This window comes from Methanolobus sp. ZRKC3, from assembly GCF_045291275.1.
In the GTDB taxonomy this organism is placed as follows: Archaea; Halobacteriota; Methanosarcinia; order Methanosarcinales; family Methanosarcinaceae; genus Methanolobus.
Genome location: NZ_CP146982.1, coordinates 1,559,332 through 1,573,606 on the forward strand (window position 1 = coordinate 1,559,332; position 14,275 = coordinate 1,573,606).

The following is a 14,275-nucleotide window of genomic DNA, read 5'->3' on the forward strand; positions in this document are numbered from 1 at the left end:
ATCACATATAAATGTTTCGAAGATATTTCACCGATATTGATAATGATTTTTCATTATATTGCCCATATGCACATATTTAACTATGACATACAGTGCACATGGAAAAATATTAGATACATATATAAAAAATAAATAGAAAATAAATGAGAATATGGGAAAAAATATCCCATTAACGAGGTGTTTGAAGGTCTATCCTGAACGGCAGGCTTTCACCTTCAGGAATAGAATGAATATATTTATTCCTGAATTCAGGATTGCGCATCATACAGTACTCAGCAGAGCACCTGTAAGCTACATGCTTACCCATACGCTTCCAGATAGTTGCAAGGTCATCCTCACGAATATTCCCAAAGGAAATAGGCGTGTAAGCACATGGCAACACATCGCCACCTGCAGTAGTATGCATCCATCGCCTTCCGGCAAAACAACCGAACTGATCAGGTCCCATGAAATACGGGAAAGCAGTTACCCTTGGACCATCTGATCTTCTGTTCATGGATTTCTGGAAAGCACCCAAACGTTTGACATCCTTTTCAGATACCACCTCATCCTCGTGTTCCATCCAGCGACCCACCGCTACTATCTCATAAATAGACATTTCCTGCATGCCCATATCCACCGCAAAATCATAGAAACCATCAAGGTCATCTATATTATCCGGCGACACGACCACAAAAAGATCCGCAAGAATATCTGCATCAAGCACATGTTTTACACCCTTGACCGTATCCTTGAATGCACCCTCACGACCCCTCACACGATCATGTTCTTTCTCATGAGGACTGTCAAGGCTCATATGAGCTGCATAAAGTCCTGCCTTCTTAAGGTCCATTGCTCGCTTCTCATCAAGAGCAAAACCAGATGTGAAACAAGTAGCTACAGCACGACTTTTGTCAACTTTTGCAACCATATCCACAAGGTCCTTACGGAGCATCGTTTCCCCACCATCAAAGGACACATAATGCGTACCAAGATCAAGTGCCTGATCAACTGCATGATTGATCTCATCGAAGCTCAATTCAGGATCGATAACAATACCTGCTGCCCCACAATGGATACAATCATTAGGACATCTGCCTGTGATCGCAATTGAGAACTGGTCAGGAACCCTTCGCCTGAGTATTGCAGATATCTCTGCACTGATCATTCTGTTGAACACTGGCCCAGGCATAGGGGGAACCCATGTTGAAAATATTATATCGTCACCATCTGAAGATATTGGTTTTTCTTCCTGAAAAATACCATTTATGTGTTTTATGATCGGCTTAGCCACCGGAGATAGCGGACCTTCTGTGTCAAGCACGATCATTCCGTTTTCGGTGCTTGCATTCACCTTGATTATTGATTTATCATAAACCCTCATGTATTCACCTGGTAATTCAATTAAAATTATTATTGATAATATGAGAAGGAAGTAGATCTACTGTAATAAGGTCTGCAACCAGCAGCAACTTTTCTTTTGCTTCTGACTGAGGACATTCATCCAGCAAAGCCTTCGCCTTATTGACATAAAGTAATATCTCAGCCATAATTTTCTCAACAACCTCATCGCGACCCATGGTTTGCTCATATATTAGAGGCAACGTCGTGGACTCATAGGTCGATTGCTTGTCCTCAAGGCGGTCAAGGTATTCAAGTAAGTCATCAACCATTTGATATGCAGTGCCTACATACTCACCAAACGAATGAAATTTCATGGCGGTTTGCATATCCACACCGGCAACAAAAGCACCAATGGCAGCACTGGATGCAAAAAGTGATGCAGTCTTCTTTTTTATGCAATCGAAATAGTTCTTTTCCTGAAACTCTTCACTCACACTGGCAATATCAATAGTTTCACCTTCAGCCATATACATGCCTGCCCGACCGAACTCATAGACCGCATCATGCCCGTAAGAAGATATAAGAGAGATTGCTTTTGAAATAAGAAAGTCACCGCAAAGAATTGCTGCAGGAATACCATACTTCTGATGAGCAGATTCTACCCCCCTGCGCATAATGCCACCATCAAGCACATCATCGTGTATCAGGGAAGCGGAATGGATAAGTTCTATTGCAAGGGCTGCATCAATGCTTTCCTCAGGCTTGCCACCACATATCTCAGTGCACAGTAACAACATAACAGGACGAATGCTCTTACCACCTGAGCTGCATATATGCAGCATCATTTTCTTCATCTGTGAACCAGCATCCATAGAGTTGACAAGCTCATCCATAGAGGATTTGATCAAATCGTACTCGCTCAGATCTTCTATTTTCATAATGATCCCTGCCATCATCAGTTCATTCAGTATATTTGGAAGGACATCCCATTACTATCTGAGTGGCCTCTACCCTGTTGTTCGAAACCATTTTTCCACTGATACTTATGCCACTACCTTCAACCAGATTGGCAGGGAGTGAGCCAGTATATTCAACTTCCACTTCGAACGAATCATCCTCAGAATCCTGCAGGATAAATGAAATGCCACCAGTAGACATATCGAGAGTACCATTTTTAATAGTGCCCATGGTATTGACATTCTGCCCAACATAGTCTTCGTGATTCTCCACCAGCTCGGAAATCACCAGATAACCCTGAGAAAGATCCACATTCCATAAACCAACTGCAGCCACAAGAGCTATGAAAACAACTGCAATAACAGTCTTCTGTTTTTTCTCCATAACAGCACCTTAATAGTAAGACGGTCAATCATTTGATAGAAGGGCATTTCTTCTTTAATGAAAGGCGATCCTTTAGCAGATATATGATGTAAACTGCAAAAGTAAGCCAGGTAAGTGCAAATGCAAGCTGTAACGCGCCTATAAAGAATCACCCCTTCATCAGGTTAAACTTGAATAACATTACTAAAGTAATCAACCATAAATATTTAGGTTATGCTAAATATTGTACATATTAAATGTTATACCATTGCGCTGAAATAATCAGAAAAATGGCAACAACTAACTATTAATATGGGCGTGGACTAGTATAGTCCCATCCTATATATAGTAGAGTGAATCTTTAAATAAAAACTTTTAAATGATTAATATGGCCAAAGCTCCAAGACTTATTGCATGGGAAACGACTGCAGGATGTAACCTTTCCTGCCGACATTGCAGAGGTTCATCAACTTTTAAGAAACCGGAAGGTGAGCTTACAACTGAGGAAGCACTGGATTTCATAGACCAGATCGCAGATATGGGGAACCCAATACTCATCCTCAGTGGTGGAGAACCCCTGGTTCGTGAAGATATTTTTGATCTGGCAAAACATGCGACTGAAAAGGGACTTCGCGTAGCCATGGCAACCAATGGTACACTCCTCACACCAGAAATTGCCGATAAGCTCAAGGATGTGGGCGTTCAGAGAATAAGCATTAGTCTGGATGGGGCAAGCCCGCAGACCCATGATGACTTCAGATGCGTACCCGGTGCCTTTGAAAACTCAATGAAGGGCATAGAGATACTAAAAGAAGCTGGCATCGGATTCCAGATCAACCCCACGATCACAAAGAACAATATTGAAGAGATTCCCGGCATCCTGGACCTGGCAAAGGACATCGGAGCTGAAGCACTGCACATATTCCTGCTAGTCCCCACCGGCAGAGGGAAAGAACTTGAGAACGAAGAGATCCCCCCTGTAGAATATGAAAAGATATTGAACTGGTTCTACGAGCAACAAAAAACAACAGACATCCAGTTTAAAGCCACATGTGCACCGCATTATTTCAGGATAATGCGCCAGAGAGCAAAGAAAGAAGGTATCGAAATAAGTGTCAAGACCCATGGTTACGAGGCTATGACAAAAGGGTGCCTTGGAGGAACCGGGTTCTGCTTTGTTTCAAGTGTCGGAGAAGTATACCCCTGTGGATATCTGCCTGCTCTTGCCGGAAATATAAAAGAGAAGCCATTCAAGGAAATATGGGACAATTCCAAAGTATTCAACGACCTTCGTGATGTCACTAAACTAAAAGGAAAATGCGGAGATTGTGAGTATAACACAGTTTGCGGAGGTTGCCGTGCACGAGCTTATGCAGCCACCGGAGACTACCTGGAAGAAGAACCATATTGTGTATATGTACCTAAAAAACAGTGATTCAAATGATAGATCTGGACAAAACGGACAAAACAATTCTTAACCAGATCCAGCTGGACTTCCCCCTGGTAACCCACCCGTTTAAGGCAATAGGAGAAGAGCTTGGAATCAGTGAAGAAGAAGTAATAGAGCGTCTTGAAAGATTACATGAAGAAGGTGCAGTCAGGAAGATCGGACCAATCATCAATCGAAAGAGTATCGGAGGTACCAGCACCCTTGTGGCAGTGAACGTACCAATACCAAGGATAGATGAGGTTGCTGCCCAGATCAACGAATACCCCGAGGTATCACACAATTACCTACGCCCGGACAAGTATAATATATGGTTCACCCTATCCGCACCCAGTAAGGAAAGGATATGCACGATACTGGATGAGCTGAGAGACAAAACCAACCTTGAATTTGTAAACCTCCCAACAAAGAAGTTGTTCAAGATAGGAGTCAGATTCAACATCAAGTGATAACATGGACGATGTCGAAGAAAGAATATTAAGAGCCATACAGGATGGCATCCCCCTTACACATTCACCTTTTTCAGAAATTGCAGGCCAGCTTGAAATGACAGAAGAAGAGGTCATTTCAAGAATTAAGAGAATGCAGGAAAAAGGCATCATCCGTCGTTTTGGTGCATCCATCGGACACAGAGATATAGGCATTGTAGCAAATGCAATGTGCATATGGAACGTACCCGACGAGAGAGTCGATGAAGTTGGTAGCATTATGGCAAATTTCTCAGAGGTTACACACTGTTATGAGCGACCACGCCGCCCGGAGTGGAATTATAACCTATTCACAATGGTGCATTCCTACACAAGAGATGATTGTGAGGAAGTGGCAGCAAAAATATCAAAAGCTACAGGAATTAACGATTACAAACTACTGTTCAGTGAACGGGAGTTCAAGAAGACCGGTGTGCGACTTTAAGGACACAATATTTAACTAATTTGCAGTAAATGGGGTTGGGAGACTATACCATGGTATCTGAAAACCATTTTCTACCATTGCTCATTGATATGAGCGATAAAAAAATAGTTATTTTTGGAGGAGGCTCCGTTGGAGAGCGTAAGGCTTTGCTTTTCTCCCCACATGCCGATGTCACAGTCATTAGCAGAGATTTTACCCCCATACTCCAGGAAGCTGGCGAAAGTGGAAATCTTATTTTAGTCATAGAAGATGCAAACACCCTTTCCGATGAGAATATCGCTGAATTCATCGAAGGTTCTTTTCTTGTGATCCCTGCCACAAATGAAAGGTCAATAAATGAAAAAATTGTCACGGTGGCCAAACAGAAGGAAATTCTTACAAACCAGGTCGATGCCATCGGAGATGTGACTGTTCCATCAGTTATAAAAAGAGGCGACCTTACCATCAGCATATCGACTTCCGGTTCAAGCCCTGCTTTTTCCAGATACACAAGGCAAAAAGTGGAAAAGGTCATCACGCCACAGTTTGCAGATATGATCAGGATACAGGATGCCATCCGCAGCTACCTGAAAGAAAACGTACCTGAACAGAGAGAACGTAAGGACATACTCTGGCAGATACTGGATAGCAAGGAAGTATGGTCTGCGCTCGGGGAATCCTATGAAAAAGGGTTTAAAACAGCACAGGATATAGTAATGAAAATTAGCGAGAAAGTCTGATAACATGCACGATCATATTTTACCCCGGCGGCTTATGCACTTTTATTCAACAGATTCACAGAGGTGTGCCTATGACTGAGATATCCAGCATGGTCATCACACACTCCAAAGCAACTGTGGAGGAAATGGAAGAAGCATGGGACGGCGATCTTGAAAAACTAATAATGGATCTTTATGATAACGAATTCGTGCAGGAATGTGCAGTACTAAAGACATGCAACCGGGCAGAGATGTACATAGTCTCTCCAAAAGGTAGCAGTGTCCTGTTCCATTTCGCAAAAGACAGAGGATTATCAGCCAACATCATCGATTTCTTCGACCACGAAGAATCCATCATGCATCTTTTGAGACTATCTTCCGGGCTCGAGTCCATGATATTAGGCGAAGACCAGATACTTGGCCAGATCAAGGACCTGTACCAGGTTGCAAAAAAGCTTGGAACCACTGGCAAAATGCTGGATACGGCATTTAGCAAGGCAATACAGGTGGGTAAAAGAGTGCGTACCGAGACTGAGATAAACAGAGGCGCTCTTTCCATAGCTTCTGCATCTGTGGATCTTGCAGAGGAGACCGTAGGAGACCTCAAGAACAAGAAAGTCCTTGTGATCGGAACAGGAGAAATGGGAACCCTGGTTACAAGAGCACTGTCGCACAGAGATATCGAACTTATGTATATTGCAAACCGCACCTACGAGGCGGCCAGGGAACTTGCAGATGAAATGGGAGGACACGCAGTCCGTTTTGACCAGATCAACGAGAATCTCAGAAATTCCGATGTTGTTATCACCGCAACAGGTGCACCTCATTTTGTTCTTAAATATGACCAGTTACTTGATGCAATGAAGTCCAGGGAAAAGGATATTCTTCTGATAGATATCGCCAATCCCAGGGATATTGATCCTGCTATTTCAGATATACCACATGTAACACTATACAACATTGATAATCTCAGGGTCATCAATGAGAAAAACCTTGAGCTTAGGCTTGAAGAAGCTAAAAAAGCACAGGCAATTATTGACGAGGAACTTGACCTGCTTATCAAACAGTACAAGCATCAGAAAGCGGATCACCTCGTATCCGAGATATATGCTCAACTTTATAAGGTCAGAAGTCTGGAGAAAGAGCGTGCAGTTAACAAGTTAAGCAGTTACCACACAATAGGGGATATTGAAAGCAGGATCATTGATGACCTTACCCACTCCATTGTAAACAAAATTATGGCAGAGCCTACCAAGGTTTTACGTCATGCTGCTGAGAAAGGCGATGATGAATTGCTTGATATGGTTTCCCGTTTATTCAATGTGAACAGACATACTAGTAATAACGAATGCAGATGAGCTGATACCATGTTCCCGGAACTTAGAATGAGAAGGTTGAGAAGCGGAAAGATAAAAGATATGATCAGGGAAACCTCACTTACGGTTGATGACCTGATACACCCAATGTTTGTGGATGAAACAATTGATTCCCCACAACAGATCCAATCCATGCCCGGCGTGAACAGACTCCCCATGGACAAGATTGTCGACGATGCAAAGGAAGCGGCAGATCTTGGGATACCAGCTCTGATACTTTTTGGAATCCCAGAACATAAAAATGAAACGGGAAGCTGTGCCTGGGGAGAACATGATGTGGTCCAGAGAGCGGTCAAGGAGATCAAGAACGAACTTGGAAAGGACATGTATGTGATAACAGATGTCTGTCTCTGCGAATACACCGACCACGGCCACTGTGGTGTCGTTGATTTTGAAACAGAAGAGATCTTGAATGACCAGACCCTCCCGTTACTTGGAAAGACCGCTTTAAGTCATGTAAAAGCAGGCGCTGACATGGTTGCACCATCAGGCATGATGGATGGTATGATCACAGCAATACGTTCAGAGCTTGACAGGAACAACTTCAACAATATACCCATCATGTCCTATGCAGCAAAGTATTCATCTGAATTTTACGGACCATTCAGGGATGCAGCAGATTCAGGCTGTACCTTCGGAGACCGTTCCACCCACCAGATGGACCCTGCAAATTCCGATGAAGCATTAAGAGAGGTAGAACTTGATGTCTTTGAGGGTGCAGACATACTGATGGTCAAACCCGCACTTTCCTATCTTGATATAATATACCGCATCAAGACAGAATTCAAGATGCCAACCGCAGCATACAATGTCAGCGGAGAATATGCAATGATAAAAGCGGCCGCACAGAATGGATGGATGGATGAGAAGAAGGTTATGTATGAATCTCTCCTTTCCATGAAACGTGCAGGCGCCGATATGATACTTACATATTTTGCCAAGGATATGGCACGGATATTAAAATAAATCAATGGTGATCCTATGCCTTTAGATAAGTCCAGAGAATTGTACAAGAAAGCAAGTACCCTCCTCCCAGGAGGAGTCAGTAGTCCCGTGAGAGCCATCAAGCCATACCCATTCTACACAGAATCTGCCAATGGTTCCAAAATTACCGATATTGATGGTAATGAGTACATAGATTACTGTCTTGCATACGGACCCAATATACTTGGGCATGCAAATCCAAAGATCAAAGAAGCGATCATCTCCCAGCTTGACAAAGGCTGGTTGTACGGCACACCAACAGACCTTGAAGTAAACCTTGCCAGCAAGGTTGCAAGCATTTACCCCAGCATAGATATGCTCAGATTCGTATCAACCGGTACCGAGGCAACCATGAGCGCAATCCGCGCAGCAAGGGGATTCACCAGTAAGGACAAGTTCATTAAAATAGAAGGCGGATTCCACGGAGCGCATGATGCAGTGCTTGTACAGGCAGGCTCTGGTGCTACTACACTTGGAAAACCAGATTCACTAGGAATTCCTGCAGATTTTACAAAACACACACTCCAAGTACCATTCAACGACATAGAAGCACTCACATCAGTAATTGAGAAAGGCAATGATGAAGTAGCTGCACTTATCATGGAGCCTGTTATGGGGAACATCGGACCCATACTTCCAGAGGGAGATTACCTGAAGGATGTGCGTAAGGTCACAGAGGAGAACGACATCGTACTCATATTCGACGAGGTCATCACCGGTTTCAGACTTGCCATGGGAGGAGCACAGGAATACTACGGCGTTACACCTGACATGACAACGCTTGGTAAGATAATCGGAGGCGGCCTCCCTATTGGAATATTCGGCGGAAAGAAAGAGATCATTGATATGATAGCACCTTCCGGAAGTGTTTACCAGGCAGGCACATTCAGTGGAAGCCCTGCATCGGTTGCAGCTGGTCTTGCAGTGCTTGATATACTTGAGAAAGAAGAGGTTCATAAGAAGATCAATGCCACCGGAGATGCTTTCAGGTCAAGACTTACAGAAATAGTGACTGATCGGGGGCTTGATTACACCGTTTCAGGATTGGCATCCATGTTCATGGTCTTCTTTGGAGACAAGCCAATGAACTACCAGGAAGCCCTGAAATGTGACAAGGAAGGATACCTCAAATTCTTCTTCAAGATGCTGGAAAGTGGTGTTTTCCTGCCACCATCACAGTATGAGACTAATTTCCTTTCCACTGCACATACAGAAGAGGATCTTGAGAAAACACTTGCTGCTTACGAAGCAAACCTGAAATAAAGGGATATTCATGATAATAGGAACCCGCGGAAGCGCACTTGCCCTTGCACAGGCGAACATAATAGAGCGCAAACTATTGGATATTGGTGTCGAGACCACAAAAAACATAATCAGGACATCAGGAGACACTTTTACTGATCGCCCTCTGCATGAGGTTGCAGGTGTTGGTGTTTTTGTGCGGGAACTTGACGACAAAATGACAAATGGAGAGGTCGATATTGCAGTCCATTCCATGAAAGACCTCCCCACTGTGCGCCCAGAAGAGTTTTCCACCTCTGCAGTCCTGAAGAGGGATTCACCATACGATGTACTTCTGACAAATGATGGTGCAAGGATCGATGAACTGCCACCAGGTGCCGTAATTGGAACCAGCTCCATGCGCAGGCGTGCACAGATACTCAGATACAGACCAGACCTTGAGGTACAGGATCTGCGAGGTAACATCAATACCCGTATAAAGAAGCTTGAGGAAGGACTCTATGACGGAATACTGCTCGCAGAAGCAGGACTGCAGCGTATGGAATGGGAAATGGACGTGGAAAGGCTCCTGCCTGGAAATTTCATACCCTCTGCAAACCAGGGAACCATAGCAGTTGTAACCCTTGCCGGTACTGATGCGGAAGATATCACAGAGGAACTCGACCACCAGCAAACAAGGATAGAAACTGAGATCGAGCGCATAGTCATAACCGACATAGAAGGAGGATGTACTGCACCCATAGGATCTTTTGCACAATTCGTCAACGATGATGAGATACATGTTCGTGCAGAAGTACTGGCCCTGGACGGTTCCGAACAAGTACAGGTAGAAGATTATATCCCAGTTGATAGATACACCGAATATGCCAGAATACTTGCAAACGAACTGGTAGAACTTGGTGGAAAAGAACTGGTCCAGAGAGCAGTCTGCCAGCTTGTAGAAAAAGATTTTTGATACGGAGATAGCATGATAGAGATCACAGGGCTTAAACTCAAAAATCCTACCATACTTGCAGCAGGTATTATGGGAACAACAGGTGCATCCCTTGTCCGTGTTGCAAATACAGGTGCTGGCGCAGTGGTTACAAAATCCATAGGACCACAGCCAAAGGAAGGACATAAAAATCCCAGCATGATAAACCTGGGTTACGGGTTTCTTAACGCAATGGGGCTCCCAAATCCATCATACCCGGATTTTTCCGGTGAGCTCGAAAATGCAAGAAAAAATACCGATGTCCCCATAATTGCCAGCATATTTGGAGGAAACGCTGCAGAATTCGTTCAGGTAGCAGAAGGACTTAGAGAGTCAAAACCTCATGCATATGAGTTGAATGTTAGCTGCCCCCATGCACAGGGATACGGAGCAACCATTGGCTGCGATGCATGTGCAGTTGAAGAGATCACTGCTGCAGTATGTGATGCTGTTGACATACCAGTATGGGTTAAGCTTACACCTAACGTAAATGATATCGCACCTATTGGCCAGGCAGCCCAGAGAGGAGGAGCCGATGCCATAGTAGCCATCAACACTTTAAAAGGAATGGCAATAGACATCCATAGCGGCTACCCCATACTTGGGAACAGGTTTGGAGGGCTTTCAGGCAAGGCAGTGAAACCCGTTGCTGTAAAGTGCGTTTACGACCTTTACGCTGCCCTGGATATCCCCATAATCGGCGTAGGCGGTATATCAACATGGGAAGATGCAGTCGAGATGATGATGGCAGGAGCCAGTGCAGTTCAGGTAGGATCTGCAGTTTACGATGACCTGAACGTGTTCCCGAGCATCGCTGACGGTATTGACAAATTCATAACTGAAAAAGGATACAAGAGCTACGCCGACATCATAGGGCTTGCCCACGAGAGGAACTAATGTACCCCACTAACGTAAAAATCACAAAGATAGTCCACGAATCACCTTCCACCAGGACTTTCTTTTTTGACAGGGAATTCGATGATGCACAGCCAGGACAGTTCGTGATGGTATGGATAAGAGGCGTGGACGAAATACCCATGACACTTGCCTACAAAAATGCCATCACTGTGCAGAAGGTTGGTGATGCAACTGAAAAGCTCTTTGAGCTTAAGGAAGGAGATGAACTCGGCATACGTGGTCCCTTTGGTAACGGATACACAATTCCGGAAAAGGATGAGAACATACTAATAGTGGCAGGTGGCGTAGGGTCTGCAGCCATAGCGCTTCTAGCCGAATATGCAATGAATGCAGGAGCCTGCGTTACAACAATACTTGGCGCCCGTAATGCAGATGAACTTTTGTTCATTGACAGGTTTGCAGCATGCGGCAGTCTTCATATAACTACCGATGATGGATCAGCACACCGCTGCGGCTTTGTCACTGATGTGCTCTCTGAATTCGATAGCTCCCGTTTTGACAGGATATACACCTGTGGCCCCGAAATGATGATGAAATGTATTTTTGGGATCCTAAGCAAAGAAGAGGTTCTTGACAGGACAGAGTTCAGCCTTCACAGGTATTTTAAATGTGCAATCGGTGTTTGCGGTGCCTGCTGTATGGACAACGGTGGCCTGAGAGTCTGCAAGGACGGACCGGTATTCAATGGAATGCAACTTATCGATTCAGAGTTTGGCAACTACATGAGAGGACCAAGCGGAAATAAAAAGAAGTTCTGATGGTGTCCAATCTTGTGGATACCTTCTATTTTAAAATGTTTGGTTATGAATTATTTTCATTACTCAAAATAGTTGATCAATGGACCTAGCATTCCTGAACCATGATCTTGGTAGCCATACCCTTTCCAAGCGCATAGCTAGAACCGTTAACATCCACAACAATAGAACCCATGTTGCAGTTCTTTATTTTAAGGAGAGTGTTCTCGACAAAACCCATTGACCTGAGACGTTCCATCAGACAACGACCTGCGTTGATAGAAATGATCTTACTCATCCTACCTTCAGACATCATTGTCAAGGGCATAACTGGAGCCATTTTTCCACCTCTATTGGTTTATAATCAAGCTATTTTCGAATTCAAGTGGCGCATTTCACCACAATATCAGAGACCATATTAATAATAGGCGTACCTAATATCTATTGATACTACAAGAGAGTATTTTATTGTATATATATGTTGTCAGTTACAACTGATGTCTAATGAAATGATAATCATGACTACTTGTACAACACAAGAGATTTAAGCCATAATTTGAATCCATATCACATGCACAAAGACAAAAAGAACATGAATATCCCCGAATTGACAATGGGAGTACGTAACCTGGCAGCATTGAGAGCTTGCAAAGACCAGGCAGATGCCGTATATTTCTCCCTGGACAGGTTGAGCCTGAGGGCAAGAGCACAGGACATTACCCCCGATAATCTGGCAGAATTTGTCGAAGAGGTACATGAATACGGATTAAAGGGATACCTTACCGTAAATTCAGTCATATATCCTGATGACATCCAGGAGCTCAACAATGTTCTGGAAACAGCTGCAACCGCTGAAGTAGATGCGATTATAGCATGGGACCCTGCTGCCATAATCAAAGCAGCCGATCATGATCTGAAGATACACATATCCACCCAGGCAAATGTATCTAATCAGGAAAGTGCCAACTTCTACAAATCACTTGGAGCAAGCAGGGTAGTTCTTGCAAGAGAATTAAGTCTTGAGCAGATAAGAGAAATAAGGAAGGATACGGATATCGAACTTGAGACTTTCATCCACGGAGCTATGTGTCAGGCAGTATCCGGAAGATGTTATCTTTCGGCATACCTGCTTGGAAAGTCCGGCAACTGCGGAGAATGTAGCCAGCCATGCAGATGGGAATGGTCACTACATAGTGATAACGGGGCAATAGTCGATATAGAAGGAAAATACCTCATCAGTGCCAAAGACCTGTGCATGATAGAGCATATACCAGAACTTGCAGAGGCAGGAATAAACTCCTTTAAGGTAGAAGGAAGATTAAAGAACCCAGGATATACCTCCACGGTTTCAAAATGTTATCGACAGGCACTGGATGATTACAAGAACGAAACATTCGACCTTGAGAAGATACGTGTACTGAAAGAAGAATTGAGCAGGGAATATAATCGCGGTTTTTCCACCGGATTCTATTTCGGCTATCCCGGACCGGATGGACTTGCCTCTGAAAGCGACATGAATGCATCTCCCGTAAAGAGAGAGGCAGTTGGGGTCGTGCTCAACTATTTCCCAAAGAGCAAGGCTGCATCCATAAGACTTCTCGAACAAGGATTAGATGTTGGAGACAATATCATAATAGAAGGCAATACCACCTATGTAGAACAGGAAGTAACATCCATAGTCCATGAAGGGGAAAATGTCAATGGAGTAGAAAAAGGATACGAAATTGGCCTTAAAGTGGAAGATGTGGTTCGCAAGAATGACCGTGTATTCAAAACAAATGAAGCTTAAGTAGAATAGTAGCGACAGGTAATATACAGCCATTAACTAATTTTTGGTTTGGTACCAGTTATAACAAAAAATATATCTAAACATAGATATACTATTTTTCAAATTACCTAATCAGGAGAATAATATGGACAAATTCATGCTGGCTGCAATAGAAGAAGCCCGGAAGGGACTGGAGGAAGGGGGCATCCCCATAGGTTCAGTGCTTGTCAGGGACGGAGAGATCATAGGCAGAGGACATAACAGAAGAATACAACAAGAAGATCCCCTTGCACATGCAGAAATAGATTGCATAAGGAATGCAGGAAGGATAGGAAAATATAACGGAACCATACTTTATTCAACACTCATGCCATGCTACCTGTGTGCAGGTGCAGCGGTGCAGTTTGGTATCAAAAAGGTCATCGTAGGAGAATCCGATAACTTTAAAGGTGCTTCCGAGTTCATGCAAGAGCATGGAATCGAAGTGACAGACCTCGATATAGAGGAATGCAAGAAGATGATGAAGGAATTCATTCAGGATAGACCCGATATTTGGTATGAGGACATAGGAGTCTGATCA

General features: G+C 43.8%; 16 protein-coding genes. 12 read left to right on the forward strand and 4 right to left on the reverse strand.

The genetic code is table 11. From position 1 onward, the window contains the following. Positions 1 to 169 precede the first annotated feature (169 nt). From V7O66_RS07855 to V7O66_RS07865, 3 genes are read right to left on the reverse strand one after another with little or no spacing between them, the layout of a single operon-like run. Positions 170 to 1,363 carry a radical SAM protein gene (locus V7O66_RS07855; protein ID WP_406659756.1) on the reverse strand — a complete coding sequence of 398 codons (1,194 nt, stop codon included), beginning with the start codon at positions 1,361 to 1,363 and terminating at the stop codon, positions 170 to 172. A gap of 16 nt (positions 1,364 to 1,379) precedes the next feature. Next, positions 1,380 to 2,261 (reverse strand): polyprenyl synthetase family protein, encoded by an 882-nt coding sequence (locus V7O66_RS07860; RefSeq protein ID WP_406659757.1) that lies wholly within the window; start codon positions 2,259 to 2,261, stop codon positions 1,380 to 1,382. 22 nt (positions 2,262 to 2,283) lie between these two features. Beyond that, on the reverse strand, positions 2,284 to 2,664 hold the full coding sequence (locus V7O66_RS07865) for a cytochrome c maturation protein CcmE (protein WP_406659758.1): 381 nt from the start codon (positions 2,662 to 2,664) through the stop codon (positions 2,284 to 2,286). Between the two features lie 358 nt (positions 2,665 to 3,022). Between V7O66_RS07865 and ahbD the strand changes: the two genes are divergently transcribed. The 10 genes from ahbD to V7O66_RS07915 all read left to right on the forward strand — a co-directional run bounded on the left by ahbD (position 3,023) and on the right by V7O66_RS07915 (position 11,951). Next, positions 3,023 to 4,078 carry a heme b synthase gene (ahbD, locus tag V7O66_RS07870; protein ID WP_406659759.1) on the forward strand — a complete coding sequence of 352 codons (1,056 nt, stop codon included), beginning with the start codon at positions 3,023 to 3,025 and terminating at the stop codon, positions 4,076 to 4,078. A 5-nt stretch (positions 4,079 to 4,083) separates the two neighbouring features. Beyond that, the gene (gene ahbA / locus V7O66_RS07875) at positions 4,084 to 4,539 is read left to right on the forward strand and encodes a siroheme decarboxylase subunit alpha (protein ID WP_406659760.1); all 456 of its coding nucleotides are present in this window, start codon (positions 4,084 to 4,086) and stop codon (positions 4,537 to 4,539) included. A gap of 4 nt (positions 4,540 to 4,543) precedes the next feature. Continuing rightward, a complete protein-coding gene (gene ahbB, locus V7O66_RS07880; protein WP_406659761.1) occupies positions 4,544 to 5,002 on the forward strand; it encodes a siroheme decarboxylase subunit beta in 459 nt (152 codons plus the stop codon). 50 nt (positions 5,003 to 5,052) lie between these two features. After that, a complete protein-coding gene (locus tag V7O66_RS07885) occupies positions 5,053 to 5,721 on the forward strand; it encodes a bifunctional precorrin-2 dehydrogenase/sirohydrochlorin ferrochelatase (protein WP_406659762.1) in 669 nt (222 codons plus the stop codon). Between the two features lie 71 nt (positions 5,722 to 5,792). Then, positions 5,793 to 7,058 carry a glutamyl-tRNA reductase gene (gene hemA / locus V7O66_RS07890; RefSeq protein ID WP_406659763.1) on the forward strand — a complete coding sequence of 422 codons (1,266 nt, stop codon included), beginning with the start codon at positions 5,793 to 5,795 and terminating at the stop codon, positions 7,056 to 7,058. Between the two features lie 9 nt (positions 7,059 to 7,067). Next, positions 7,068 to 8,042 carry a porphobilinogen synthase gene (gene hemB / locus V7O66_RS07895; RefSeq protein ID WP_406659764.1) on the forward strand — a complete coding sequence of 325 codons (975 nt, stop codon included), beginning with the start codon at positions 7,068 to 7,070 and terminating at the stop codon, positions 8,040 to 8,042. Between the two features lie 15 nt (positions 8,043 to 8,057). Continuing rightward, the gene (gene hemL / locus V7O66_RS07900; protein ID WP_406659765.1) at positions 8,058 to 9,323 is read left to right on the forward strand and encodes a glutamate-1-semialdehyde 2,1-aminomutase; all 1,266 of its coding nucleotides are present in this window, start codon (positions 8,058 to 8,060) and stop codon (positions 9,321 to 9,323) included. A 10-nt stretch (positions 9,324 to 9,333) separates the two neighbouring features. Beyond that, positions 9,334 to 10,257 (forward strand): hydroxymethylbilane synthase, encoded by a 924-nt coding sequence (hemC, locus tag V7O66_RS07905; RefSeq protein WP_406659766.1) that lies wholly within the window; start codon positions 9,334 to 9,336, stop codon positions 10,255 to 10,257. A gap of 12 nt (positions 10,258 to 10,269) precedes the next feature. Beyond that, positions 10,270 to 11,172 carry a dihydroorotate dehydrogenase gene (locus V7O66_RS07910; RefSeq protein WP_406659767.1) on the forward strand — a complete coding sequence of 301 codons (903 nt, stop codon included), beginning with the start codon at positions 10,270 to 10,272 and terminating at the stop codon, positions 11,170 to 11,172. Then, complete coding sequence (locus tag V7O66_RS07915) at positions 11,172 to 11,951, forward strand: dihydroorotate dehydrogenase electron transfer subunit (protein WP_406659768.1); 780 nt, start codon at positions 11,172 to 11,174, stop codon at positions 11,949 to 11,951. The genes V7O66_RS07910 and V7O66_RS07915 overlap by 1 nt, the downstream gene beginning before the upstream one ends. A gap of 85 nt (positions 11,952 to 12,036) precedes the next feature. On the opposite strand, the gene V7O66_RS07920 is transcribed toward V7O66_RS07915, so the two are convergent. Next, positions 12,037 to 12,267 carry a ferrous iron transport protein A gene (locus V7O66_RS07920; RefSeq protein WP_406659769.1) on the reverse strand — a complete coding sequence of 77 codons (231 nt, stop codon included), beginning with the start codon at positions 12,265 to 12,267 and terminating at the stop codon, positions 12,037 to 12,039. A 231-nt stretch (positions 12,268 to 12,498) separates the two neighbouring features. Between V7O66_RS07920 and V7O66_RS07925 the strand changes: the two genes are divergently transcribed. Together V7O66_RS07925 and V7O66_RS07930 are read left to right on the forward strand one after the other, a co-directional pair. Then, complete coding sequence (locus tag V7O66_RS07925; protein WP_406659770.1) at positions 12,499 to 13,716, forward strand: peptidase U32 family protein; 1,218 nt, start codon at positions 12,499 to 12,501, stop codon at positions 13,714 to 13,716. A gap of 124 nt (positions 13,717 to 13,840) precedes the next feature. Next, complete coding sequence (locus tag V7O66_RS07930; RefSeq protein ID WP_406659771.1) at positions 13,841 to 14,272, forward strand: nucleoside deaminase; 432 nt, start codon at positions 13,841 to 13,843, stop codon at positions 14,270 to 14,272. Positions 14,273 to 14,275: the final 3 nt, after the last annotated feature.